This is a genomic window from Aquisalimonas asiatica (assembly GCF_900110585.1).
GTDB classification, from domain to species: Bacteria; Pseudomonadota; Gammaproteobacteria; order Nitrococcales; family Aquisalimonadaceae; genus Aquisalimonas; species Aquisalimonas asiatica.
This window is the reverse complement of sequence record NZ_FOEG01000005.1, coordinates 166,752-191,519: the sequence shown is the minus strand read 5'-3', so window position 1 is coordinate 191,519 and position 24,768 is coordinate 166,752. Positions and strand designations below refer to the sequence as shown.

The following is a 24,768-nucleotide window of genomic DNA, read 5'->3' as shown; positions in this document are numbered from 1 at the left end:
GCCATGTCTAAAGAACGAGACATATCGAAGCTTCATGTCGTTCGAAAGCAACTTTCCCTCTCACACCGCTTAATCCAGTAATCCACCTATACTGAAGTAACACTAGTACCAGTTCAGGCGCGCCCCCGAAGTAAAATCAGTGAGAGACAACGGATGCTCGACAACCGTCAGATCAAACCAATGGTTCTATGGACGGGTGGGTGGGACTCGACGTACAGGGTACTTAGCCTCACCAGGAGCTACTCGGTAACGGTTCAACCTCACTATCTATACGATCCTGGGCGAAAGTCCGTTGAGCGGGAGCTTGAGGTGATGCGCCGCATCCGGGACGCCGTCAACGCCGACGAGTCCCGATTCCCAGGCAGGATTGCGGAGCTGGAAGTCCACGACATGGGAGCAATGCGGAACAATCCGGAGATCCACGACGCCTTGGCTGACATTCGACGCCGACGACACAGCGGGTGGCAATATTACCCACTGTCGTCGTATATCCAGCAACAGGGGCTGGATGGCATAGAGCTAACCGCTCAGAAGTACGATAGCCTCAGCGTCATCTTGGACGGGATGCTGGAACCATTCGAAACCCCCTTCGGAGCCAGCTACCGAATCTCCGGGAAACACCAGGGGACTCCAGAGCATACGGTATTTTCCAGATTCACTTTCCCCATCATCGACGTCTCAAAACGGGAAATGCACACACAAGCCGCGGAGCACGGATTCTTGCCGCTTATGGAGGAGACGTGGTTCTGCCACTCCCCGTTGAAGGATGGGTCTCAGTGCGGTACCTGTACCCCATGCATCGTTAGCATCCGCGGCGGCATGGGTTACCGCGTACCGCTGAAAACCAGACTGCGCTACCGCACCCGAACGCCTCGCCGATTGTTCTGGGCCATCAGGAAAAAACTAAGGCGGACGTTCGGATAATATTGCCAGCGCCACCCGACACTGGATGGGTTCCCACTACTCTCATCGACGGCGCGCACCAGAAAAGTTGCGTATTCCAGACGCCCGCCCTTTCAGTAGTCCTCAGCTAGCTTTTCTTTGGGAACCGACACCTCCTCGTGCGGACTTAAGAATTCCTGGAAGATCCATCTCTCGAAAGCACGGCCCCAGGGCAGGCTCACAGAACTTTATCCCCGGATCTCGAGCGTTCCACTCCAGAACCTTCGTTTCTCCATCCCTGTCGATTGCCACATCCCATCCAATTATCGCGAACTGCGACACCTTGTTGTGAAGCTCTTCGCAGAGCGACACGGCATTCTCGAGATTCGGTATTTTTTTCCCAAAGAAAGACGCTCCGGTATCAGGGTGCCGAGTGCAAAATTTCCAGTAACGGTCAGATGCGTACTCTCCTAAAACACCCGTATCCTTATCAACAGGTATCATGATTCCACCTGCCGCCGTGTAGATTTGATGACCCTCTCTCCCAACCCTGAGATGGACCTCCAGACACCTCGGCTTAGAAGCTCTAGGAATCCCCGTCAGAATCCTGATTGTTCCGAGAGAACCGGGAGAGAATTGGTCAAAGAACTGGTGCTGATCTACACCCCTCTGAACAACAAAGTTCCCAACCCCCTCCAAACCCGCGACAGTCATCTTCATTGGGTCAAAAAGAAAAACATTCTTTCCACCGCTTGACTCTTCCATTTTAACAAAATACTTACCCCCCGAATTCAAGAGCTTGTCTTCCACATCCGCTCGACCCAACTCCTGAAGCGTCTTATCAAACCACCGCCCACCCAAAAGGTAGACCTCGTCCGGAATTGCAGAAGTACTAAGCACCCGAGAGCTAAGTGTTTTCGCGTTCGCCACCTGGCGATATCCGGTATTTATCAGGGGCAGGGTCTCACGATAAAAGTCCGGAGGAATCCAACCCTCCTTGAACTCGCCACGATACGCTGTAAAAACGTAAAGCCAAGGCGTATACCTCAACGAGCCTAGTACGTCCTTAGCGTAGGCACGGACATCTTCGCGTTCTTTCCTTGTTGTTGGATGACACTCCTTATTGTTTTCAATCACCATTTCATATTCCGACCGCGCCTTTCTCCAATTCCTGACATAACGAACGACCTCATCCGCTCTTTCTCTCATCACACCCCTCATCCAGTTGTGTTTGTTATCGAAAATGACCCACCAAGTCAGCTGGTCAACCTCTCACAGAAAACCAGACCCCCTGCCACCCCTCTGACCAATCAAGACCACTCACCAGAGAACCATCATGATCAATCAAAGTCAGAACCCTGAACCCAAAACAACACAGACTCCCGGGGCGGCATATCAAAGCGGTTGGATAGCTTTTCCACCCACACGGTGTGAATCCCCCAGAAAATAACCGGAACTCTCTCCACCCCTAATATCTCAGCCATTTTAATTCTGTGGTTACCAGCATTCCCTTGGCAGAGCTCACCACTTCGGGTTACGTACACCGGGATTTCGTCATCGGCTTTTTTTACGTCCTTACCATGAAGCTGGGATTGGTCTAGGTAGCCTTTGGTCTTCATCGACTGAAATGTGGCGATCAGGACCTCAAAGTAGTCGTGCACTTCCTCGGTCGACCCACACCCCCAGTTGGGCTCAGGTGGTGCACTAAGCACACGCTCCATCATCCAGCGATACTGCGGCGTTTCCTGATACTCCAAACCATCAATAAACAGGCCTCTTACGGTCTCGTGAATCATCCACTTCTTGGTCGTCTCCGGGCACGAGTCGAATATCGAAGGTCTAACCTGAATCAGCTCCTTATCCCAGTCACCGCCGATAGTCCAGTTCAGCCCGGCCCGCGGCCACTCCCTACTATCCCCAACCCACCGAATTGCGTCTGGCGCCACCCATTTTCGCGGCCTGACTGTAGGTGCGGGCAACGACGCTGCTCGGGAACCATTGGACGAGAAAACCCCCCTTAAGGCCGTAGGTTACAGAGAGCCGCTGCCGTTTCGTTTTGCGATTCAGGTCCCAAAAAACCTCTTTAAGATGTTTGATGAGATTATAGTGATTCATCAGTAGCTCACACCCCAAGACCTTGCGAAAGCACTCCGGCGAAACGCGCAACTGATTATTCGGTCCCCGGCTGCCGGCATGACACACCCTTCTGATGAAACGACTTAAAAGCGTAAAAAAACGGTAATAGGGAGAGCATAGTCGACAAGAAGAAGGATTGCAGATCGATTCGTTGTGCACAGCGGAGAGCGGGGCTACGATTTTCGATCACAGACCCTCTACCTGATGAGCTCCTGCCTCAGCTCGTCGATCAGCTCACCGTGTTCCGAATACACGGCGATGTGGCGCTGCTCATCCTCGAGGGTGACGATGATGGCGTGGCGTTCGGCGCGAGCGTCGAACAGGTGGCGCACACGGTCGGGGTCATGGACTTCGCGCGTCTCCACACCCCAGGCGCCATCACCGAAATAGATGGCTCCCCGCGGATGGTAGTCGCTGGCACGCATGGGCGGGGTGCGTTTATAGGCGTGATCGTGGTTTTCGAAAGCGATCTCGATCCGGTACTCGTCAAACAGAGTGACCCATTGCTCACGAATCTCACGGCTGGTCCGTTGGTTGTAACGGCGCACTGACGGGTACGCGGGGACATGATAGAACGGGATCACGTGGGCGCGCCCCTCTCGTTCATCGAGTGTAGCCTCCAGCCAGTCCCGCTGGTCACCGGTGACGGGGTTGGCATGGTTTGAGTCCAGTATCACGAGGCTGGTGTGGTCTCCGATATCGAGCACGCCGTATCCCGGCTGCCCCGGAAACGCGAACAGCCCGAAGAAATACGGGGCATAACGCGCGCGCCAGTCGTCTGTCTGCTCGTAACCATCAAAGTCGTACCAGAACAAGCCGCCCTCGTGGCTTCGCATTTCGTGATTGCCAATGGCGACCACGATGGGGACTACGCGGCCATCGTCGGTGATCAGGGTATTGCGGATGGCGTCGAACCAGCTGTACCAGCGGTACGCATTGCGGGAGCGACCATCGGCATACGCCAGGTCACCGCCCCAGACGATGAACTCGGGGTCATGCTCCATGACCACTCGATTGGTACGCTCCATCATCTCCTGAGTGTGGCGAGTATCGCCACCGGTGGCGAAGGTCATTGAGCCATCGAGGCGCTCGAGGAGCGTTCTGAAACGGTACTCCCGCGAGAAATCGCCAACCTGGAAAACATACTCGGTACCTGGCTCCAACCCATCCAGCGCCACTCGCTGAATGGTGCGCTCGGAGAAGGGAAACGCGTGGCGCTCAGGCACATCGCTGCGCCAGTCGCCGGATTCCGCGGGCCGATACCTGAGCTTGCCAGGGTCATCTCCTGGTTCGGTATGCCAGTCGATCACCATGGTGGTGGTTGGATCGGTCTGCCAGGTAAGGAACAGCGCCGGCGGCTCGGTATCGGCAACCACTGAAACCGGCAACAGCACCGCGGCAAGCAGTGCGGCCATCACGCCCCCGCGGACACAACGCCTCATCACGACTGCTCCTCCCCGGCACTGTGGCCGCCCGCACTGCTCACACTGACTGAAGTCTAGCCAATCCCGGAAGAATCGGGAGCGGCAATCAACTGCAGCAGCCGGTGCTTGGCGAAGTTGTCCATGCGGCGATCGGACAGGAGCGCATCCACGTCCGGCTGTTCCCGGAACACGCCCGGGATAGCCGCGCCGAACGCCCCCTGGTCCATGGACAACGACGCGCGGTCAAGCACATTGTTCATGAGGTAGCTGAAACTGGGCCATGGCCCCTCCCAGGCGCCGTCACCACCCTTGAGGCGATCGACGGTCTTGGCCCAGGCAGCGAAGCCGACGGTGCAGACGATATTCGGGTAGAAACCGAGTCGGGGCACACGCCCCGAAATTCTCGGGATCCACCCGGAGAGGCCCATGGCGCGGGTAAACGCGCGACGGTAGAGCTCGCCTTCCAGCTTCATGGCATCAGGCAACGATGCAGCGAAAGCCACGGTGTTGTTGTAAGCAAACGGCTCCTGCATGTTCACCAGGCGGCGACAGGCGGCAAAGTGTGGCAGGGAACCATGGCACGCCCCGGCAGGCCAGACCGTGCGCCACCCGTAGGCGCTGCCGGGCCGGTGCTGCTGCAACGCGTCGAAATGACGTCGCCGGCGACTCTCCACCTCATCGAACAGCTCTGGCTTGAACAGTTCCGGTGCCGCTGATCTCGGCCAGCCAAACCCCTGGTCCGGCGACAGGCGATTCTTCGAGACCCGGACATTGCGGACGTGCCGGGCCGGTTCGTAGCGCGCCTTGTCCGCCTTGAACAGGGTGTCGGCGAAAAGTCCGCCCAGGACCACGTCCCACTCTCCGGTGGGCAGCAGGTTGACGGCATGAGTGTGGCGGACGTCCAGCCCTGACCCGACCAGCGCACGCCGCAGGGGAAGGTGGCGAAGATAGTAATCGCGCTCACGGGGGCACAGGCGGACCGAGCAGCCGAGGGCTTTCATGGCCGAGCGTGCGAGCCGGCCCTCACGGTTCATGCGCTCGAGAAAGGTCACGCCGTCGAGCTGCTCCCGGTGGCGTTTCGCCAAACCGACGATCACCCGGGAGTCCTCGCCGCCGCTGACCAGGGCACCCGCGCGCTCGCGACCATCCAGCGCCAGGCGGACGTTGTCGTCCATGAGGGCTGCCAGGGCTTCGGCTGCCTCGGCCAACGAGGCGAACGGCGCCCGGGCGGCCTCGTCCGGCGTCCAGTAGAGCTGCTCGCGCCAATGGGAGCCCGGTTCGGCGACCGCCACGGCAGCCGCGGCGGCCACCGCAACGCCCTGGAACCAGGTGGCCGGCGGCGCGATGGTCCCGGAAATCAGGAAATCCAGCACCGATGCCGGGTCCACCGAATCCCGACCGGCGACCTGGGCCACGGCGTCCACGTGCGTGCCGACGACGACGCTCTCCCCCAGCTCCGCGCGGTAAACGGGAATGGCCTCCATGAGGTCGGTGACGTAGACCACCGCGCCGCTGTCGTGGTGAATCGCGAGTACGGCGAAGTGCCCGGTATACCCCTCGCTCCACTCCCCAAGCGCCCCGGCCGTGGTGCCCGGAAACGCATCGGAGCGGAGCAGCGCCTCGGCGGCAGGATTGATATGGGGCTCACCCAGGACCACCACGGTCTTGGTCACACCACGGTAGACGCGGGGCTGAACGGGCAATCCGGTGCGCACCAGCAGATACCGCCCGGGCGCCAGCTCGGTTGCCGACCAGCCCTCCGGCACGGCCGGTCTCAGGGGGCCGGAGACCAGTATGGCGTCAGACATGGCGTGCTCCTCCCCGGACGCGCTTCACTCTAGAGAAACTCCTTCAACTCGAGCTCCTCGCAGACTTGTTCCAGATCGTAGTTGTAGGACAGGTCCTTGCTCAGGTCGCGGCGGTCATCCTGGGGCGACTGGGGCACGTAGTCGGGGCGGCCGATGCGCGTGCAGTGGCCCTCCCTGACCAGTTCCAGATCGATCGGGTGCACCGGCCCCCCGTGCACCTCGTGCCACGCCAGAACGCCTGCGCCGTGGTCGTAGTCGTACCGGCGCTGAAGCTTCGTGCGCAGGGATTCGGGGCAGTTCGGATGGCGCCAGACGTTCCGCCACCACCCGGCGCCACGCTGGAACTGGCTGCGGCTCGCACCCGCCGTGGTGCAGGCCACCAGCTCCCAGAACCGGTCGCGCTTCCCGTACCAGCGCTTGTACCAGGGGCGGCGCGCATCCACGGCGCTGACGTGCCCGTCGGGCAGCGCCTCGAACCGGCGTGCCAGGTCCTCCATGACCGGCCTGCGAATCAACAGATCCGAGTGCCAGAATGCCAGCCGCTCGGTGAACAGGTGGGCGAACTCCACGGGAAACAGGAAGTGCATGATGGGATAGTCGAATCCCGCGTTGAAATCGACCCGCACGGCGCCCTCTTCCAGTGGCGGCTCACCGGAGCGCGGATCACCGCTCACCACGGGGGTCCAGCCCACGGCCTTGACCAGGCGCTGCTGTACACGGCACCAGTCCGGATCCACGTTCCAGCACAGCCACGGCCTGGATACGTCCTGCAGCGCATCACGCCATGCCCGGGCGCGGGTTTCCATCTCGACGATCCGGCTCACGGGAAACACGTCCCAGTTGCCCTTGGCCTCGCGAAGCGTCTGCCGTTGTTCCTCGGTGTAGTTGTCTTCAGTCACGTTCTGCCACCTTTGATGCTCGGGATGTGCCCCCGGCAAGCAGTTTTCTGGCGGCGGGCCCCACCATCCCGAGGATGCGCGTCTCGGCACCAGCAGGTCGGCCACTCAACAGCCATAGCGCCAGCACGGTCAGACCGTAGGCGACTGCACCCGCGGGCACCGCCACGGCCAGGGATGTGAGCGCATCAACGGCCCCGTCCGCGCTGCGATGAGCACCAAACGCCCACAGCAGCAGTGCGGCCATGGCAGCGGTCGCCAGTGCGGGGCGCACGAAGATGGCGGCAAACGTCCACAGGCTGATCCCGAGCCGGCTCAGCACCAACGCAATGCCCAACGGGGCCGCCACCAGCGACCCGACAATCTTGGCCCAGACGGCCACTTCGATGCCGTACCCGGCCGCAAGCAGCCACGCCATCAAGGGCAGCGTCACCGCGGCATCGATGGCTGTGATCAGGCTGATCCAGTGCGGCTGCCCCAACGCCATGAACAGCCCCGCGCGGTTGCCGTGGAGCACCTGCCCCACGCCATAGAGTCCGAGCACCTGAATCAGCGGGATGGCCACCAGCCAGTTGGCGCCAAGCAGCGTCCAGACCACCGGCTCAGCCAGTATCACGATGCCAATGCCGGCCGGCACGGTGAGCGTCGCGATCACGGCCTGGGAGTCCAGGTACACCCGGCGGAGGCGCTCGCGGTCGTGGGCAATGCTGGCGAAGCCGGGGAAGAAGGCGCGCATGAGGGGCGCATAGATCTCGGACGTGGGCAGGTTGGAGATCTCGAAAGCAACGCGGTAGGTCCCCATGGGGGCTGCTCCGGCCATGCGCCCGATGATCAGGTCGGTGCCGCGGTCACGAATGAACTGGGCGACGTTGTTCACGAACAGCCACGACGAGAAGCGGAAGATCTTGCCTGTTCGCTCCAGGGAGAACCATGGGCGGTAGGCCACCATGGTGTAACTGAGGATGAACCCGGCCACCGCGCCGGCGACATTGCCCGCCACCAGCGCCCAGTAATTCTGGTAGATCAGGGCAACGCTGACCGTGACAGTGAAGGCGGCAACTTTCTTGCTCAATGAGTAGGCGAAATAACGCCGAAACTGGAACTTCTTCATCAGATCGACGATGGCGACGTTCTTGGTGCCCTCGATCAGCGCCATGCCCGCGAGCACGTAGATGATGGGCTGCACGCGGGGCTCGTCGAAGAACGCCGCTATGAACGGCGCACTCAGCACCAGTGCCAGCGCAACACCGGATTTCATCAGCAGGATCAGTGTCCAGGCGGTGTCGTAGTAGGAGCGGTCGGCGTCCTGAAAACGGATCAGCGCATTCTGCAGCCCGAACTGGGCGAAGAGCTTGAGAAACTGAAAGAAGACCATGGCCATGGCGACCAGGCCGAAGTCCTCCGGTACCAGGAGCCTGGCAAGAATCAGCGTGCTGATCAGGCCGACGTTGCGTTCGAGGAAGCGCACGAGCACCATCCAGAACGCACCGCTGGTCATTTTTTGCGCTAGTGATGACAACGCGAAGCCCTGTGTCGTCTTGTTCTCGCACCCGCCCGGGGCTACTCGGCCCGGGTTTCCAGCCCCGCTGACGCACCGCCCCGCTTGATGCGCTTGGCGGACGACGCCATGAGGTAGGCCCACGTCTTCGGCGCATGGGGCCGCCAGCGCAACGCGGCTGCAAACGAGCGCATGGCGACACCGGGGTCTCCCCGCCAGTAATGGTGATATCCCATGCGGAAGTTCAGCCGGTGATACCGCTCCCGCACCGCGTTGCGGGGCACGCTGCGCCCGTCCGGGCCAAGGCGCCCCCAACGGCGCATGGCCGAGTCGAATATCTGCAGCTCGAAATTGACCGGTCGCGGCCGGCCGGTGGAATTATCCTCATGCTGGCGATACAGCGCATGGCAGCCGGGCAACCGATGGATGGGGGTGTGCCGGGACGCCCGCAGCCAATAGTCGTAATCCTGCCCAAGTCGCAACGATTCGTTGAACAGTCCCACTTTGTCCAGTAACCAGCGGTGCATGAGCACCGTACTGGTCCACACCGTGGACGGCTTGAGCAGAATCTCGTAATAGAGCCAGCCGGAGAGGCCGCCGTCGCCGCTCACTGCCGAGGCGTCCGCCCATGCTGCCGCCTCATCCGGTGACGGATAGGTGCCGTCCGGACGCGGACGCCAGTAGCGGCTGTTGGTCGAGACCAACCCGACCTCGGGGTGGCCCGACATGTACGCCACCTGCTCTGCAAGCTTGTTACCGAGCCAGACGTCGTCGGCGTCCAGGAACGCAATCAGGTCACCGGTAGCCGCCCGCAGACCGACGTTGCGTGCCGCGGCCGGGCCGCTGCGGGGCGCATCCGTCGACAGCAAGACCACGGGCGCACCGTAGGCACTGACCGCCTTTCGGGTGCCATCATTCGATCCGTCGTCAATCACAAGCACTTCCAGGTCGTCGTGGCGTTGCCGCAGCACGCTGTCGATCGCTTCCGGAATATGCGGCATCCCGTTGAACACGGGAATTACAACGGAGACACGCATCCATTGACTCCAACTACGGCCCGGCGAGCCAGCGCCACAGGCCAGGAACGAGTTCCGGGGCGCACTCAGAAGTCGTACAGGCTCCCGACCCGGGCGCGCTGCACGATATCCCGGACAGTATCCACCGTCTCCGCCGGGAGCTCCTCGCGCCACTTCTCGGCCGCCTTCAGCGGATCACGGTAGACGCCATAGTACCCCGAGGCATCACCACCGGTACTTTCGCGCACAAACGCCCGACTCTGTGCGTGCATGGACAGACCGCACCAGCTCAGCAACTCCTCGGCCTTCGCTTCGGGCTCCGCGCAGACATCCTCGTAACGCACCACCAGGCAGCGGGGGTCCTGCACGGCGGCGCGATATGCCGTCTCATTGAACAACACCCAGAGCCACGCCAGGCGCTCCGCAGCCCCGAGCCCCCTGACGTACTCCATGGACAGACCGTGCTCGGTGGCAACAGTGCCGCCCATCATTGCTTCAAAGACGCCGTCATCTTCACTGGGCTGGTAGCCGCCGCCGAAATACTGCGCGTTCTCACCCCGCAGCACCGACCCGACCTGGCCGCAGGGGTGGCGCAATAGCAATACCGGGCGGGCCTCGGGCAGGGCCTGGAGCAACGCCGGCAACCGTGCGCTGGAGACCACGGACTTCCAGACCAGCACGGGACTGCCCACAGAGTAATCCGGAAAGTACGGAAGCGGCATGCGCCGCACGGCACGCATCGGCGCCTTGCTTGCCAGCACGCCAAGTGACAGCGCCAGATGGCGAACACCACCCAGGTGGTGCTTGCGAAACAGCGGCGTCTTGCCACAGACGCGGGGATCGCGGCAGTTCCACAGCGACTCGCCGAAGCGACGCAGCGCGTCCACCTGCGCGCCCGGCGCATCCTGCTCCATCAACTGCGGCAGGTGTGCGAGACGCCCGCCACTCTCCGGCTCGTGGCGGTAAGCAACGTCGGGATGGCTATCCATGAGCTTCGCCACCCAGGTGGTACCCGACCGCGGCATCCCGAGCAGGGCCACGAGCCGGGAGCCCGGTTCGGCACCGGATTCGCTGTGCTGCGGAGTGGCGTGACCAGGGTGACGGGCGTACTCCGGCCGTTCATTGACGGTGGATCCATTCATGACGCGTTGGCAATCCCTGACACGATCCACGCTCCTGGCCGGACAATCGCAGAGGACGATTCATGGTTATGATAATCGCCCGCCTCCGCCGTGACGAGCTTTATTGCTGCTCAGCCAACGACCTGTAAAGTTTCGCGACACCAGCACCATTGCCTGACTGCAAACCGTCTCCGGCCACAGACGTCAGCACCCCACCAGGGCCGGGCAACGAAAAAAGCCCTGCTTGAGAGCAGGGCTTTTCTGAAACCTCACTGAGGCGTTAGACCGCGTTGCGACGCCGCACGATCACACCAAGGCCGAGCAGACCGGCACCGAACAGGGCCAGGGCGCCAGGCACCGGCACTTCACCATTGTCGAGATCCTGAGTCGCAACCCCTTCGGTAAACCCGGAGACCCCCCCCTCTTCCGCATAAGCGGAGATGGTCAGATAGGCGCCATCCGAGAAGTCATCACTGTAGTCCAGATCATCCTCGAACAGGCCATCACCCAGGCTCATGGAAATGGAACTCCCATCCACCTGAAGGTCGAAAGCGTAGTCTGTAGCCTCACCCGTGAACGAAGGATCCTGCGCCAGGTCATTCCAGCCATCGGACGGTGTAATGCGAGTGCTACGGTCACTCTGGCCGCCAAAGTACCCGAACGCTCCAACCTGCCCGGGGTTACCATCATCATCCATCTGCCCGAGTGTCGACTGCTCGTGGGAGCCGGCGGGCATGAGTCCGATGAGGATTGCGCCATTGAAATGGTTGGAGAAACCAAGGTTTCCGGAGATGTTCACGGGACTCTCGTTCGGCTGAAAAGCAACGGAATCAAACGCCTGGTGAGACACAGTCCCGCTCTCAACGCCAAATTCCGTTGCAAACCCGAGCTCTAACTGACTTGCCCCGGCAGTACCCACCATCGCGGCGAAGGAAAGCCCAAGTGCCGCCGACGCGGCAGCGGAGATCTTCCTGGGAGTGTTCTGGTTCATACCGCGCACCTTAACAATTCTGCTTCTGTGGATTCAGTGCATGCACTGCAACCCGTGTGCCAGGAAGTCCAGCCGAAACCATAAGTGACTGCCCATGGTGATTTTCGAAAACCGAATAAGGAAACGGGGCATGTCGCTTTTCCGCGCCCGGATGTCACGGAAGCGCGACATGTAAAACAGGCTGACATCTGTGCTGCAGGCCTTGATGGGTGAGGTATCTTTCGGGACACGAACCTGTTCGGAAACTTTACATTCCTGAATCCGGCTGGCAATGTCGCATCCGCGCGACAGGGCGCGAGCCCGCACCGGAAGGGGCGTCTATGTTGGCTGGCACACACATTGCTGTCCTGATGCCCGCGACTCTACAACAACCACATAAGACCAGGAGAAGTTCGCATGGCAGCAATTCAACAGGGCAAACGGGTAGCCGCTGTCGCCAGCGGGGCCGTTCTCGCGCTTGGCATGGCAGGAACGAGCATGGCCGCCCCGACGTTCTCGGACGTCTACGTCTTCGGCGACAGCCTCTCCGACACCGGCAACGTCGCGGATCAACTGGGCAGCCTTCTCGGGCCGGCCATTGGATACGGTGGTAACGGGCGCTTCTCCAATGGCCCGGTGTGGCACGAATACCTGAGCGATGATCTGGGGCTGTCCGGGGCAAGCTCGGAGATTTCCCGCAACGGCGGCAACAACTACGCCTATGGCGGCGCGCTCATCGACGGCAGCGAGAGCGGTTTCGAAGGGGCCTTCATCCGCTCGCTGGAGAACCAGATGGCCGAGTTCACCGGTGGGGTCGGGAGTGGCGGTGCCGACGCCGACGCGCTCTACATCGCCTGGGGTGGCGGCAACGACATGCGCGGGCTCTCGGGCGCCAGCGATCCGGTGGCGGCCATCGACAATGTGCTCAGCACTTTCCGCAGCTCGCTGACCGGCCTGATCGATGCCGGGGCGGAGTCCCTGATGGTCCCGAATCTGCCGAACCTGGGCATGATTCCGGAATTCCGCGGTACCGGTGAACAGGGACAGGCCGAGGCCGTGTCCATCGCCTGGAACGACGGACTCAACGCCATGCTGGAGGACCTGGCAAGCGAGACGGAAGCCGAGTTCTACTATCTGGACGTGTTCGGCATTTTCGCCGATGTGCTGGAGAATCCCGAAGCGTTGGGCTTCACCAACCTCACCGACGAGTGTCGCGGCGTCTTTCTCGGCTTCATCGAGACGGAGTGCAGCAATTCGGACGAGTACGTGTTCTGGGACGACATCCACCCCACCACGGCCTCTCACGCCAACATCGCGAACAACGCGTTCGACCTGCTGCAGAGCGGACCCAACGTCGGCCAGGTGCCAGTGCCGGCAACCTTCGGGCTCATGGCTCTGGGCCTGCTGTTCATCGGCCGGACCCTGCGCAGCCGCGACCGGGTGGCAGCCTAGCCCGGCATACGGGCCGTGGCCGAACCGGTCACGGCCCTGATCAGAAGGCCAGCGTCCACTCCACAACCGTCGTCTCCGCGGGCCACGGCACTGGACGGTGGCGCATTCCACGCCACCACCCGAGCGCACTTGGGATCGCATCAGGCATCGGTTCCGGCTCCGGCCACTCCCCCTTCGGCACCCGCTGACTCCAGCTTGCTGCTGCATGATCCAGCACGGGCGCGGGAAACAGGCTCAGACACCGGGCGTCGGATCCGGCCCTGCCCGTGAGCGTCCAGGTAATGACCACCTGCCCGGCGCCGAGATCCACCGACATGGCCCATGCCCACTCATGCCCGATCAGTGCAGCCGGGGACTGCCCCTTCCGGCGGGCAAGACGTCCACCGAGAAACCGCCAGTCCAGCGCCGCGAGAATGCGGCGAGCACCCCGCTCCTGCGGGCTCACGAGGGCCGTGGGCTGCCCGGCCCCGGTCACGATCAGGCGCTCCCCGTCCCGCTGGCAGCGGCTGGTCTGCCAGTCACCGCACCCATAGAGCAGGCCACCGGCCTCCACCACGGGCGTCCACGTTGCGAGCCAGGGCGTCGCCAGCAGGGTGTCGGCCGACACCCGGGCTCCGGGTGGCACGAGCGGCTGCCCCGCACAACCGAGATGGTAGAGCTGTCCCGCGACATAACGGCACTCCGCCTGGGTGCGGGAGAAGCCCTGGGGCGGTTGCCCGCGTATGCTCACCAGCGCGGTCCCGCGCGGCCCGTTCACGCTGGCCAGCCCCGCTTCCGGGTCGTGATCGACGCCGAAGTCCACTACCTCCCGGAACGGCGCCACGGCTGGTGCATCCTGCATCGCCAGGGTCAGCCCGGCGAACCAGGCGTTGTAGACGGTGAGAAACATGTAGCCGTCCCAGCCACCGTCGGCGCCGGAGCACCGTGCCGGGGTCAGCCAGAGCAGGCCATCGTCCCGGCGCTGCGCCTCCAGGCGCTGGCGAATGGCGCGGATGATGCCCGTGATCCGCGATCGCGTGCCGGGGTCCTCGGTTTCGCGGGCTACACCGGCGAGCACCACCAGCAGGGCCGTATCGCCGAACAGGGCGTGGGTGCTGCGGCCGAATCCACCACAGTAACCGCCGGTTTCATCCAGGGCGACACCGAGCCAGTTCAACCCACGGGCCAGGAGCCGGTCCAGCGCAGCAGACGGCCGCATGCGCCGGGCAAGCCACAGGCAGAGCAGGTACTTGTGGTGATAGGCCAGCGGAGTGGCACCACGGGAGCCGACGGGCTTCCGGGGAAGATCGATGAATGCGCCGGCGGCCGTGGTCCACTGGCTTGCCAGTTCCGTAACCCGGGCGGCGGCGGCATCGGCGCGGGCGTTGGTGGGGGCATCCAGCACGTCCATGGCCGCGGCAAGCATGACCCAGTTGTTGGACGCATACCGCGCCGGTTCCACGCAGTCCCGGCCTGCGCTCTCCACCAGCGCCAGTGCATCCGATGCGTTGCCACTGCCCTGGAGCCAGCCGTGCAACAGGTAAAGTGCAAGCCGGTTGAACGGCGCATGCCCGCGACGGCCCGCGGGCTGCGCCAGCCAGTGGCAGAGCGGAGCATCCCAGTCCTGGTGCCCCTGGCGCGCCAGCGCCAGTGAGGTAAAGGTGTGGCCGTAGTGATCGGGCGGTGAGGCAGCCCCCGTCACCGGATCGGGCAGCCTGCCCGTGCCGTGGTCGAGCCGAGCGAGGCCATTCGCGACCTCCTCCGCCAGGGCGATCAGACGGCCGTGTTCGTTGGCGAGTTCCGCATCCATGCTGCTCAGTGTGCCTTGTGAATGGCCGTGAACTCATCCAGCAGAATGGGGATGCGCTCCTCCCAGGACTGGGCACGCGCGTGCTCCAGGATGGCCTGCCGGTCCCAGGAAACGGTCAGGGCCTCGGCAATGGCCCGCCGCAGCGCATCGCCGTCACCGAACGCCACCACGCGACCAACGGCGTCGGAGTTCACAACTTCGGCATTGCCGCCAACCCGGGTGGTGACCGTAGGCAGCCCACAGGCGCCCGCCTCCAGGAAGACGTTGGCCCAGCCCTCGAACCGCGTGGCGAGCACGAACAGGTCGGCGGCCGAATAGTAGTACCGCAGCCGCTCCGGCGGTACGGCGCCGGTGAAGTGGACGTGCGCGGCCACGCCAAGCGACTGCGCCTGCTGCTGCAGCCGCTCCAGATCGTTGCCGTCGGGACTGCCGCCGCCGACGCACAGGTAATGGAGATCCGGGAACGCCTCCAGCAGCGCGGGCAACTGCTCGATGACCCGGTGGAACCCCTTGCGCTCATTGAGCGTGCCCACGGTAATCATCACGCGCGCGCCCTCCGGCAACCCCAGCTGCCGGCGACAGGCCGCCTGGTCTTCCGGGCCGAAGTAGTCGAGATTGATGCCGTTGGGAATGACCCGAACATGCTCCGGGGACTGCCCCATGCCGATGGCCACCTGGCGCAGGGAGTCGGACACGGAGAACACCCGCCGCGCCGCGCGCATGGCCCGCGCGGACAGCCAGCGGCTCAGGCGGGTGCGGGAGATGCGGTCGATGGTGCCCCGCAGGGTGATGGTATACGGGCGTCGCAGCCACTTGCTCAGCAGCCAGACCGCCACACCGTCGGGGTAGACGAAGTGGGTGTCGATGATGTCGAAGCCGGGCTCCCGCTGCAGGCGGCGCATGAGTGGCAGGGTGCTCAGGGCGAGAAACAGCCCGTCGGTCCACTTCATGACGCCGGGAATGCAGAGAAACTTCGGGTGATAGACATCCACCCCCTCCTGCACTTCGTGATAGGGCACGGGAGGACGGTAATCGGGCCGGATGAAACGGCGGATCAACCCCTCGCCGGGGAACCAGGCCACCGGCGACACCACAACCACCGGGAGCTGTTGCCCCACCCGGAACATGCGCTCGCGCACGAACACGCCGAAGGTGGGTTGCACGGTATTCGGGAAAATCCGCGAAAAGACCAGCAACCGGGGCCGCCCGGCCCGAACTCCCGCCCGAGCCCCGGATTGCGGCTCAGGCCGCGCCGGCTCTTCCTGCTGGTGGGCGCTCCGGGAGACCGCCATAGCTCAGTTCTCCGCAGGCGCGTGCTCGGCAGGCCCCTGGACGATCTCCAGCACCTGACGCGCGTTGCCCATCCACGTGTACCCGCGCTCATCCACCAGCTGCGCCGCCGCGGCTGCCATGCGGGCACGTTGCTCCGGGTCGGTCAGCAGTTCGCCGATCGCCCGCTCCATGGCAGCCCAGTCCCGCGGCGGGAACAACAGGGCCGACCGGCCGTGGCGCACCACTTCGCGGATGTTGGCCTTGTCCGGCGCCACTACCGCGCGCCCGAGCGCAAGATACTCGAACAGTTTGATGGGCGACGCGTAGTCCGTGACATCGGGCTGGACGGCCACGTCCAGGGCGGCGATGTGGCCGGGGATGTCATCCCGCGCCACCGGCCCGGTGAAGATCACGTGGGCGTCCAGCCCCGCATCACGGGCCTGCTGCCGGAGCGCGGGCACCGCCGGCCCGTCCCCGACCACGAGCAGCCGCAGCTCCGGAAACGTGGCCACAAGCCGCCCCACGGCCCCGATGAGCCCGTCGACGCCGTGCCAGGGACGGATCCAGCCCACGAAACCGACCACCGGGGTATCCGCGCTCAGGCCGTAGCGCTCGCGGATCGGGGCACCGGAGACGTCCGGGTTGAAACGCTCGCCGTCCACACCGTTGGGAATGACCTGCAGGCGCTCGGCCGGCACCCCCCGGGCAATAAAGATATCCGCCATGGCCTGGGTCACCACCAGGGTACGCGTGGCATTCCGGCACAGGGCGGTCTCGATGCGCTCCGCCAGACGGCGGAACGTGAGATTGCCGTGTTGGGTAAGTTCCAGGCTGAGCGGGGCATTCACCTCCAGCACGAACGGCAGCCGCAGGAGTTTCGCCACCAGCAGCCCGGCGAAGGTGAACAGGGTATAGCGCTCGTAGATGAACGCCGGACGCCGGCGCAGGGCGGCGAACAGCAGCCAGGCGAAGGCCGGCCCGTTGTAGGCGAGTGCCAGCAGTTCGTAGAACCAGTAGGGAATGGGCACGCCGAGCAACTGCGGCCGGCTGTCGTTCTCCCCCGCACCGGTGGCCGCGCGCGCCGGCGCGGACGCGGGCTTCGGCGCCGGCGCCGACCGCGCCAGTGCCACCACGTCCACCTCATGCCCGAGGCGGCGGAACGCATCGCAGAGTGCGCGGATGTGAATGCCCTGGGCGTCTTCGCCCCGGGTGCGGTGGTGGTACAGAATCCTCACTGCGTCAGCGCCTCGCTCTCGACCCAACGGTATTTCCCCGATGCCGACGGCGGAATGTGCCCGACGCGCCGCAGCCGCACCGGAACGTCGCCACCCAGGGCACGGCGCAGCCCGCGGTGCACGGTCTGGCGTTCGTCGTCGGTCAACTCACCCTCCATGACCACGTCCACATCCACGCTGAGATCACGCCGCTGGATCAGGCGGTACTGGTGTAGCCGCTCCAGCTCCCGCATCACGTAATTGGCGGCCGACCCGTGGACCTGCCGGCCATCGACCCCCACCAGGAAGTCGTTGCGCCGCCCTTCCAGGTGATCCAGTACCGGCAGGTGGAACCCGCAGGCGCAGCCCGGCTCCCCCAGCCGGCCCCGATCGCCGACCCGGTAGCGCACGAACGGCATGCCGTAGCCGTCCAGGTTGGTCACCAGCAGGTCGCCGACGCCGTTCTCGTCCGGCGCGTCCACCTCCAGCCACACGTGCTCCATGGCCACGTGCAACCGACCCTCGCTGCATTCGTGGGCGATGAGGCCGCCGTCCCGCGATCCGTATTCATTGGCCACCGGACACTCGAACACCGCAGCGATGGCCTCGCGCATCTGCGGATAGAGCATCTCCGAGGTACACACCACGGCGACCGGGCGGTAACGCCCCAGGAGCTCGGGATGGGCATCGACGAACTGCGCCAGCCGGTAGATGACCGTGGGATAACCGTACAGCAGGCGCGGCCGGAACCGCGCAAGAAACCGGGCGTACTCCTGCAGCCGCTCGGGCGTCAGGTCGTGCGCCGAGAGCACCACCTGGTTGAGCAGGTAGCGGTCCTTGGCCACGCGCAGCCGGGACTGTTTGCCGAGCTCGATGGGTGACCCCCAGAAATCCACCTGCCGATCACCGGGCCGGATACCGAACCAGCGCCGGAACCGCAGCTTCTGGGCGTTGTGCCGCGCTTCCTTGACCTTGTCGGTCCAGAACACCAGCGGCGCACCGGACGACCCGCCGGTGCTGGAACGCAGCAATTCGCCGTCGAAACCATCGGACTTCAGCGCATCACCATGGTCGCGCACGGTCGCCCGCTCGAGCACCGGGAACCGCGCCAGCACCGGCTCGGTGACGCCGCACCGGTCGCGGTACCAGGGCACGCGCTCCACACAGTGCTGCAGCAGCGCCGCGAGCTTCTGCTCCCGCAGGGCGTGGGCCGTCTGGGGATCGTCACGCTCGCCGCGGCGCAACGCGGCCAGGTCCGCCAGAGTACGGCGGCCACGCAGACGCTCGTGCGCCGGCAGCAGAAGAAACCGCACCCACGGCTGTGGTAGTGCCAGTGGCGGCATGGCATCCGCTCCACCCTGAACAACCCTCGCGGCCATCAGGCCCCCACTCCCCGGGCCAGCGGGCGTCCTTCATCGGGGCGCGTATCGGCCCCCTCGGCACGCTGGCGCAGGAACGATTCAAACATCAGCAGCGACCACAGCGGGCGGGTGTGATTGCGTCGGCCGCTCTGGTGCTCGGCGACCAGACGCTTCAGCTCCGCCGGGTTGAAGAACCCGGTGTCCAGCATGCGCTCACTGCACACCGCCGCCGGCAGACGCTCGCGCAGCGGCCCCCGGAACCACTCGCCGATGGGCATGTTGAACCCCTGCTTGGGGCGGTAGAGGATGTCGCTGGGCAAGTGTGGCTCCATGGCGTGCTTGAACAGGTATTTCCCCTGCTGCCCGCGAATCTTGTGGTGCGCCGGCAGACGCGCCATCCACTCCACCAGCTTGTGATCCAGCAGCGGCACACGCACCTCCAGCGCGTTGGCCATGCTGGCGCGGTCCACCTTGGTGAGAATGCCGCCTGCCAGCCAGGTCTTGAGGTCCAGGTACTGCACGAACGCCAGCGGGTCGTCCGGCGATGCCTTCGCCGCATGCCGCCGCAGCACCTCCGAGGCGCGGTAGGCGCCCAGACGGCCACGGAACTCCGGCGAGAACAGCCGCCGCCGGCTGGCATCGTCAATAATCCCGACACTGCGCATATAGCCGTCGACCGCGTCCGCCGCAAGGGCTTCCAGGGTTGCCTTGGCCCGCAGTGGCCGGGGCGCCCAGTCCGCTTTCGGGTAGACGCGGGCCAGCGGGCCGAACATGCCGCGCCGGACGCCGTCGGGGAGCATGCGCCGCAGGTTCTCTTCCCGGACGTAGCCGCGGTAGCGACGGTATCCACCGAGCATTTCATCGCCACCATCGCCGGACAGCGCCACGGTCACGCGGCTGCGGGCGATACGACTCACCTCGTAGGTGGGCAGCGCCGAGCTGTCGGCGAACGGCTCATCGTGCATGAGCGCGAGCTGGTCCAGCAGGTCGAAGCGGTCCGGGTCCACCTGCTCGCTGAAATGGCGCGTATGATAGCGGGCTGCCACCGCCTCGGCGTAGGCCGACTCATTGTAGCGCGGGTCACCGAACCCGATGGAGCAGGTGTTCACCGGATCCTCGGACAAACCGCTCATCATGGCGACCACGGCGCTTGAGTCCACGCCACCGGAGAGAAACGCCCCCAGCGGGACCTCCGCCACCATGCGGATGCGCACCGCCTCGCTGAACCGCTCCACGAACTCGCCGGTGGCCACCTCCAGGTCGGCCGGGCCGTCATTCCCGAACACGACATCCCAGTAGGGCACCGGCGCCGGGACGGGGGCACCGCGCCGGACGGTCAGGGTATGCCCCGGTGGCAGCTTCGAGGCGCCGGTGAAGATCGTCCTCGGATCGGGCACGTAGCCGAAGGCGAAATAGTCTTCCACGGCCTCCGGATCAAGCACGCGCGGCAGATCCGCACACGCCAGCAGCGCCTTCAACTCCGAGCCGAACAGCAGTCGCCCGTCGGACAGTTCGGCGTAATGCAGCGGTTTGATGCCAAGCCGGTCGCGGGCAAGGAACAGAGTCTCCGCGTTGCGATCCCACAGCGCGAAGGCGAACATGCCGCGGAAGCGCTCGACACAGGCCTCGCCCCACTCCTCCCAGGCATGGACAATCACTTCCGTATCGCAGCGGGTGCGGAACTGGTGCCCGCGCGCCACCAGCTCGTCCATGAGCGCGGGGAAGTTGTAGATCTCGCCGTTGTAGACCACGACGACACTGCCGTCCTCGTTCGCCAGTGGCTGCTGGCCGCTCGCCAGGTCGATGATGGACAGGCGCCGGTGCCCAAGGGCCAGGCCCGGTTCGAAGTGCTCGCCGCCCTGGTCCGGCCCGCGGTGAAACTGCGCGGCGTTCATCTGCCGCAACAGCACCTCGTCCGGATCACGCCTGCCCCGGGTATCCATACAGCCAACCAGTCCGCACACCGGCAATGCTCCTTCAGTTGCGTTGCGCAGCGGCGGACGGGCTCCCCCGCCGCTGCAGGAGTTCGCCGTAGAGATCGGCGTACTGCGTCACCATGGCCTCCAGGCTGAACGCCTGCTCGGCCCGCTCGCGCGCGTCGCGGCCCTGAATGGCCGCGGCCTCCGGGTCGGCGACGTAGGCCGCCAGTATGAGGGCCAGTGCGCTGGCGTCACCGGGAGGAACAAGCGCCCCGGTCTGCCCCTCCACCACCAGTTCAGGCAGTCCGCCGACACGGCTCGCCACCACCGGCAGGCCGGTGGCCATGGCTTCCAGTACCGTCACGGGAATGCCCTCGGCCAGCGAGGGCAAGGCGAACAGATCCATCTGCCGCAACTGCTCGGCAATATCGTCGCGGTTGCCGGGCAGGAAGGCCTGCCCCTGTACTCCGGCATCGGCCAGAACACGGCGGACGGCTTCGTACTCGGGCCCGTCACCAATGCACACCAGACGCAGATTCGGAAACCGTTCGGGCACCAGCGCCTGCAGCTGCACGAAGGCATGCGCCAGGGTGACCTGGTCCTTGACCCGCTGCATCCGGCCTACGGTGCCGATGACGAAGGGCGCGTCCGGGTCGCGCTCCCGGCGCGGATGAAAACGCCAGGTGTTCACGCCATTGTAGATGTGCTGCACCCGCGCGGCGGGAACCCCGGCCCGCTCGCGCAGGTAGCCGGCCAGATCGGCGGATACGGCCACGTGGCGGTGCACCCAGCGGCTGAGCACGCGGCGCATGAGCTGGTACTTGCGATTGGTGCCGTGGAGATCCGCCACATCCCACCCGTGCTCCGCATGCACCCGGGCCGGCACCCCGGCGAGCGCCGCCACGGGCTGGCATTCCAGTGCCGCCAGATTGTTGCTGTGGACCACGTCAGGGCGCAGCCGCCGCAGCAGCCGCCAGAACCGCACGAACATGCCGAGCCCCAGCCCGGGCGGCTTGTTCAGGGCATACACGGGCACATCGTCCGGGAGGCGCTCGCGGAAGCTGGTGTAGTCGGCGATACAGATCACCACGTGGCGATACGCATCCCGGGGCATGCTCCGGATGAGCTCCACGAGAATGCTCTCGAGACCACCCACGTCAAGGCGATAGAGCACATGCGCCACCAGCGGCCGGGAATCCTGACCGTCGCGGGCAGCGACAACAGCGGCACGAACACTCACCTGCGCCCCACCTCCTCCAGCCGCGCCTCGATGACCGGTCGCGCCTCCTCGGCGAATACCTCCATGGCAGGCTCGACCTCGTCCGGGCGGTCGCGATAGGTGGCATAGATGACGATGTTGGCGGCGTCATCCGTCCCCCCGAGCAGGCGGGACAGCGCCTCCAGCCCCTTGACCAGGTGCCGGCTGGTGGTCAGGCGGCCATCCACCCAGTACCACTGCCACGCCACCACCCGGGTATCGGGGCCCACCAGAAGCTGCCGCTGGGCACCGTCAGGGCCGCGCCCGCCGGCCTGGCGGCGCCAGTCGTCGCTGCCGCGCCCGGCCAGGGTATTCTCCCAGGTCGCCATCTTTCCGTAGCGGTTCTGTTCCGCGTAGACACCCGTGTAGAGCCCGACCCGGTCACCGCCGCTCTGATACTCGGCATGCCATTCATCGCGGGCATGGCGGTAGCCCGGGGTCCACGCCGGCTCGGCGCCGGTGAGCTGCCAGTCGCCGATGGTCTCGGGCGCCGCGCCCAGGTCCGGTGCCGGCCAGGCGGCCCGATCCATCCAGGCCGCATACAGCGGCGCCGCCACGATCAACGCCACCGTCAGGGCGAGGGCCGCGATGTAACGCCCCGCCGACGGCCGCCCTCCCGCCGCCAGGCCGTGCCGTGCCGGCGATGCCGCGGGACGTGCATCCTCCCGCCAGAAACCGCCCACCCAGAACATGAGAAAGATGACGATGCCGAAGAAGACCCAGCCGTACAGCAGGTGGTCCACACCCGCAGCCAGGCTCATGTCGCTGAAGTGGCCGATCATCACGATCATGTAGGCGCGCAGCCCGTTGGCCAGGATCGGCACGATAATGGCCGCCAGCATGAACATGCAGCGGCGGAACCAGGACCGGTAGGTGATGTGGGCGTAAAGCGCCCCCAGGGCCACCGAGGCGATCAGGTAGCGCACACCACTGCACGCCTCCACCACGGCCCAGTGGCCCGTGGGCAGCGAGAAGTACAACCCTTCGCGGAAGACGGGAATACCGGTCAGCCGCACCAGCCCGACCGTGACGTCGGCCGTGAAGACCATGAGCGGCTGCACGAGAAACTCACCGAACGGCACCGCGAACAGCAGATAGGCCAGTGGGAACTGCAGGCGCCAGACCACGTGCGTGCCAAGCATCAGCCAGACCACGGCGGGGATCATGAGCACGACACTGAACTGCCGCACGGAGATGACATCCACGAGTTCGCCCAGCAGCCACATGGTGGCGAGCCCGGCGAGCACGACCCCTGCCAGCGGGAACGGCCGCGGCACCACGTCGGCCAGCACGCGCCGCTGGCGCCAGACCAGGAACAGCGCGATCGGGACGATGAGAAAGCCGTGGGCAAACGTTTCGGAGCGGATCCAGGTCTCGACCATGCTCCAGTAGGTGGCATGGAAGACCACAAGCAGCAGCGCGATCGCGGCGGCCACCAGGGTGAGCGGCCGCCGCCAGTGCTCCGGCACCGAGCCGACCGCAGGGAACGCTTGCCGGTCAACGGCCATGGGACACCTCCGCAGCGCCACCATCGTCAGTCAGGGAAACGCCCGGCGCACTCTCCTGGAGCAGGGCATCCAGGCGGCTCAACCGCGCACTCCAGGCGTAGTGCGCCAGGACGCGGTCGCGGGCGTTTGCGCCCAGGGACGGGTCCGGTTCACGGAGCTGGGCAAGCACCTGTTCCACGAACGCATCCGGGCTGTCGGCCTGCAACAGGTCACGCCCCACCTCCGCCTCGATGCCCGCGAGCGCCTGCGCGGTACCGATCACGGTTCGTCCCATGGCCATGGCCTCCAGCACCTTGTTCTGCACCCCGCGGGCAATGCGCAGCGGCGCCACCGCGATGGCCGCATGGCCCAGCCACGGCCGCATGTCGTCCACGAAACCGGTCACCTCGATACCCGGCCGTTCACCCAGCGCCTGCACGCCACGGGTTGGCCGGCTGCCAACGATGTAGAACCGCGCCCCGGGCTCCGCCGCCATGATCCGCGGGAACACTGTATCGGCGAACCAGGTCACCGCCTCTTCGTTGGGCCAGTAGTCCATGGCACCGGTGAACACCAGCGGCAGCACGTCGTCCGGATAGGGGGAGGTCCCGTTCTTGCCCGGATCAAAGACCGTGGTGTCGACACCGTTGTGCACCGCATGGATGGAATCGCGACTCTCCGGTGCCAGCTCGCGGAACAGCTCCGCCTCGGCTTCCGAGACCAGCAGCGCGGCATCCGCTTCCCGGGCGACCCGGCGCTCGTACTCCAGCAGCCGCCGCCCCTCCCGGGCGTAGATCCAGCGCGCCGGATGGGACTTGCCAGCGGCGTACTGCCGCCATTTGTCGGAATCCACGTCGACGAGGTCCACCACCCGTCGCAACGCCGGAAAGCCGTCCAGGTACTGTGCCATGGAGGAGGAAAACACCACGGCCCGCTCGATCCCGTGAGCGTTGACCGTGTGCTCCACCCAGCGGGCAAGGCCGGCGTTGCGGTAATAGGGCAGCGTCAGCGGTGCACCGCTGAGCAGGCCGGTCAGCGCCCGCCAGCGCGCGACCCCGGGGTTGAGGCGGGCGACATGCGCACTGCTGCAGACCACGTCCAGGTCGCTCACGTAGCGCTCATCCGCCGGATCATCAACGAACGTCCCCAGATGGACCCGGTAGTGGCTCGCCAGGTGGCGGAGCAGGTGGTACGAACGGATCTTGTCGCCCTTGTTGGGCGGCCACGGGATCCGGTGTGTCAGCAGCAGTATGTCGTCCATATCA

At 65.0% G+C, this 24,768-nt stretch carries 19 protein-coding genes; 2 read left to right on the top strand and 17 right to left on the bottom strand.

The genetic code is table 11. The annotated features are described in order from the left end of the window. Window positions 1-153: 153 nt before the first annotated feature. Window positions 154-924: a 7-cyano-7-deazaguanine synthase gene (locus BMZ02_RS12805; RefSeq protein ID WP_091644524.1), complete on the top strand. Its 771-nt coding sequence runs from the start codon at window positions 154-156 to the stop codon at window positions 922-924. A gap of 102 nt (window positions 925-1,026) precedes the next feature. On the opposite strand, the gene BMZ02_RS12800 is transcribed toward BMZ02_RS12805, so the two are convergent. The 9 genes from BMZ02_RS12800 to BMZ02_RS12760 form a co-directional block, all read right to left on the bottom strand. Continuing rightward, window positions 1,027-2,022: a sugar-transfer associated ATP-grasp domain-containing protein gene (locus BMZ02_RS12800; RefSeq protein ID WP_171909919.1), complete on the bottom strand. Its 996-nt coding sequence runs from the start codon at window positions 2,020-2,022 to the stop codon at window positions 1,027-1,029. Window positions 2,023-2,222: 200 nt separating this feature from the next. Next, the gene (locus tag BMZ02_RS12795) at window positions 2,223-2,678 is read right to left on the bottom strand and encodes a hypothetical protein (RefSeq protein ID WP_091644517.1); all 456 of its coding nucleotides are present in this window, start codon (window positions 2,676-2,678) and stop codon (window positions 2,223-2,225) included. A gap of 537 nt (window positions 2,679-3,215) precedes the next feature. After that, window positions 3,216-4,460 carry a purple acid phosphatase family protein gene (locus BMZ02_RS12790; protein WP_091644514.1) on the bottom strand — a complete coding sequence of 415 codons (1,245 nt, stop codon included), beginning with the start codon at window positions 4,458-4,460 and terminating at the stop codon, window positions 3,216-3,218. A 56-nt stretch (window positions 4,461-4,516) separates the two neighbouring features. Further along, the gene (locus BMZ02_RS12785; RefSeq protein WP_091644511.1) at window positions 4,517-6,250 is read right to left on the bottom strand and encodes an asparagine synthase-related protein; all 1,734 of its coding nucleotides are present in this window, start codon (window positions 6,248-6,250) and stop codon (window positions 4,517-4,519) included. A 29-nt stretch (window positions 6,251-6,279) separates the two neighbouring features. Beyond that, the gene (locus tag BMZ02_RS12780) at window positions 6,280-7,149 is read right to left on the bottom strand and encodes a hypothetical protein (RefSeq protein ID WP_091644508.1); all 870 of its coding nucleotides are present in this window, start codon (window positions 7,147-7,149) and stop codon (window positions 6,280-6,282) included. Further along, window positions 7,142-8,644 (bottom strand): lipopolysaccharide biosynthesis protein, encoded by a 1,503-nt coding sequence (locus BMZ02_RS12775; RefSeq protein ID WP_091644506.1) that lies wholly within the window; start codon window positions 8,642-8,644, stop codon window positions 7,142-7,144. Before BMZ02_RS12775 ends, BMZ02_RS12780 begins: the two co-directional genes overlap by 8 nt. Window positions 8,645-8,706: 62 nt before the next feature. Next, the gene (locus BMZ02_RS12770) at window positions 8,707-9,681 is read right to left on the bottom strand and encodes a glycosyltransferase family 2 protein (protein WP_091644503.1); all 975 of its coding nucleotides are present in this window, start codon (window positions 9,679-9,681) and stop codon (window positions 8,707-8,709) included. 65 nt (window positions 9,682-9,746) lie between these two features. After that, on the bottom strand, window positions 9,747-10,802 hold the full coding sequence (locus BMZ02_RS12765) for a sulfotransferase family protein (RefSeq protein ID WP_091644501.1): 1,056 nt from the start codon (window positions 10,800-10,802) through the stop codon (window positions 9,747-9,749). Window positions 10,803-11,061: 259 nt separating this feature from the next. Next, window positions 11,062-11,772: a PEP-CTERM sorting domain-containing protein gene (locus BMZ02_RS12760; RefSeq protein WP_091644498.1), complete on the bottom strand. Its 711-nt coding sequence runs from the start codon at window positions 11,770-11,772 to the stop codon at window positions 11,062-11,064. Window positions 11,773-12,168: 396 nt separating this feature from the next. On the opposite strand from BMZ02_RS12760, the gene BMZ02_RS12755 reads away from it, so the two are divergent. Next, window positions 12,169-13,203 (top strand): SGNH/GDSL hydrolase family protein, encoded by a 1,035-nt coding sequence (locus BMZ02_RS12755; RefSeq protein ID WP_091644495.1) that lies wholly within the window; start codon window positions 12,169-12,171, stop codon window positions 13,201-13,203. Between the two features lie 40 nt (window positions 13,204-13,243). On the opposite strand, the gene BMZ02_RS12750 is transcribed toward BMZ02_RS12755, so the two are convergent. Genes BMZ02_RS12750 through BMZ02_RS12715 form a run of 8 tightly spaced genes read right to left on the bottom strand, consistent with a single transcriptional unit; the run spans window position 13,244 to window position 24,764 of the window. Further along, window positions 13,244-14,992, bottom strand: a complete 1,749-nt coding sequence (locus tag BMZ02_RS12750) for a hypothetical protein (protein ID WP_091644493.1) — start codon at window positions 14,990-14,992, stop codon at window positions 13,244-13,246. A 5-nt stretch (window positions 14,993-14,997) separates the two neighbouring features. Continuing rightward, on the bottom strand, window positions 14,998-16,284 hold the full coding sequence (locus BMZ02_RS12745; protein WP_091644490.1) for a glycosyltransferase: 1,287 nt from the start codon (window positions 16,282-16,284) through the stop codon (window positions 14,998-15,000). Window positions 16,285-16,287: 3 nt separating this feature from the next. Next, window positions 16,288-17,499 carry a glycosyltransferase family 4 protein gene (locus tag BMZ02_RS12740; RefSeq protein WP_091644487.1) on the bottom strand — a complete coding sequence of 404 codons (1,212 nt, stop codon included), beginning with the start codon at window positions 17,497-17,499 and terminating at the stop codon, window positions 16,288-16,290. Then, on the bottom strand, window positions 17,496-18,857 hold the full coding sequence (locus tag BMZ02_RS12735; RefSeq protein WP_425425084.1) for a phenylacetate--CoA ligase family protein: 1,362 nt from the start codon (window positions 18,855-18,857) through the stop codon (window positions 17,496-17,498). The genes BMZ02_RS12740 and BMZ02_RS12735 overlap by 4 nt, the downstream gene beginning before the upstream one ends. Further along, entirely contained in the window at window positions 18,857-20,803 is a 1,947-nt protein-coding gene (locus tag BMZ02_RS12730; protein ID WP_091644481.1) for an XrtA/PEP-CTERM system amidotransferase, read from the bottom strand. Before BMZ02_RS12730 ends, BMZ02_RS12735 begins: the two co-directional genes overlap by 1 nt. Window positions 20,804-20,816: 13 nt before the next feature. Then, window positions 20,817-21,941 (bottom strand): TIGR03088 family PEP-CTERM/XrtA system glycosyltransferase, encoded by a 1,125-nt coding sequence (locus BMZ02_RS12725; RefSeq protein WP_091644614.1) that lies wholly within the window; start codon window positions 21,939-21,941, stop codon window positions 20,817-20,819. A gap of 53 nt (window positions 21,942-21,994) precedes the next feature. Next, window positions 21,995-23,524, bottom strand: coding sequence for an exosortase A (gene xrtA, locus BMZ02_RS12720; protein WP_091644479.1), 1,530 nt, complete (start codon window positions 23,522-23,524; stop codon window positions 21,995-21,997). Further along, on the bottom strand, window positions 23,514-24,764 hold the full coding sequence (locus BMZ02_RS12715) for a TIGR03087 family PEP-CTERM/XrtA system glycosyltransferase (RefSeq protein ID WP_091644476.1): 1,251 nt from the start codon (window positions 24,762-24,764) through the stop codon (window positions 23,514-23,516). The genes xrtA and BMZ02_RS12715 overlap by 11 nt, the downstream gene beginning before the upstream one ends. Window positions 24,765-24,768: the final 4 nt, after the last annotated feature.

Bases quoted from the DNA above. Each gene is read 5' to 3' on its own strand.
- BMZ02_RS12745 (WP_091644490.1), bottom strand. From the start codon at position 16,284: ATGGCGGTCTCCCGGAGCGCCCACCAGCAGGAAGAGCCGGCGCGGCCT.
- BMZ02_RS12735 (WP_425425084.1), bottom strand. From the start codon at position 18,857: ATGGCCGCGAGGGTTGTTCAGGGTGGAGCGGATGCCATGCCGCCACTG.
- BMZ02_RS12800 (WP_171909919.1), bottom strand. From the start codon at position 2,022: ATGGTGATTGAAAACAATAAGGAGTGTCATCCAACAACAAGGAAAGAA.
- BMZ02_RS12715 (WP_091644476.1), bottom strand. From the start codon at position 24,764: ATGGACGACATACTGCTGCTGACACACCGGATCCCGTGGCCGCCCAAC.
- BMZ02_RS12775 (WP_091644506.1), bottom strand. From the start codon at position 8,644: ATGACCAGCGGTGCGTTCTGGATGGTGCTCGTGCGCTTCCTCGAACGC.
- BMZ02_RS12770 (WP_091644503.1), bottom strand. From the start codon at position 9,681: ATGCGTGTCTCCGTTGTAATTCCCGTGTTCAACGGGATGCCGCATATT.
- BMZ02_RS12755 (WP_091644495.1), top strand. From the start codon at position 12,169: ATGGCAGCAATTCAACAGGGCAAACGGGTAGCCGCTGTCGCCAGCGGG.
- BMZ02_RS12765 (WP_091644501.1), bottom strand. From the start codon at position 10,802: ATGAATGGATCCACCGTCAATGAACGGCCGGAGTACGCCCGTCACCCT.
- xrtA (WP_091644479.1), bottom strand. From the start codon at position 23,524: ATGGCCGTTGACCGGCAAGCGTTCCCTGCGGTCGGCTCGGTGCCGGAG.
- BMZ02_RS12790 (WP_091644514.1), bottom strand. From the start codon at position 4,460: ATGAGGCGTTGTGTCCGCGGGGGCGTGATGGCCGCACTGCTTGCCGCG.
- BMZ02_RS12805 (WP_091644524.1), top strand. From the start codon at position 154: ATGCTCGACAACCGTCAGATCAAACCAATGGTTCTATGGACGGGTGGG.
- BMZ02_RS12795 (WP_091644517.1), bottom strand. From the start codon at position 2,678: ATGATTCACGAGACCGTAAGAGGCCTGTTTATTGATGGTTTGGAGTAT.
- BMZ02_RS12760 (WP_091644498.1), bottom strand. From the start codon at position 11,772: ATGAACCAGAACACTCCCAGGAAGATCTCCGCTGCCGCGTCGGCGGCA.
- BMZ02_RS12750 (WP_091644493.1), bottom strand. From the start codon at position 14,992: ATGGATGCGGAACTCGCCAACGAACACGGCCGTCTGATCGCCCTGGCG.
- BMZ02_RS12785 (WP_091644511.1), bottom strand. From the start codon at position 6,250: ATGTCTGACGCCATACTGGTCTCCGGCCCCCTGAGACCGGCCGTGCCG.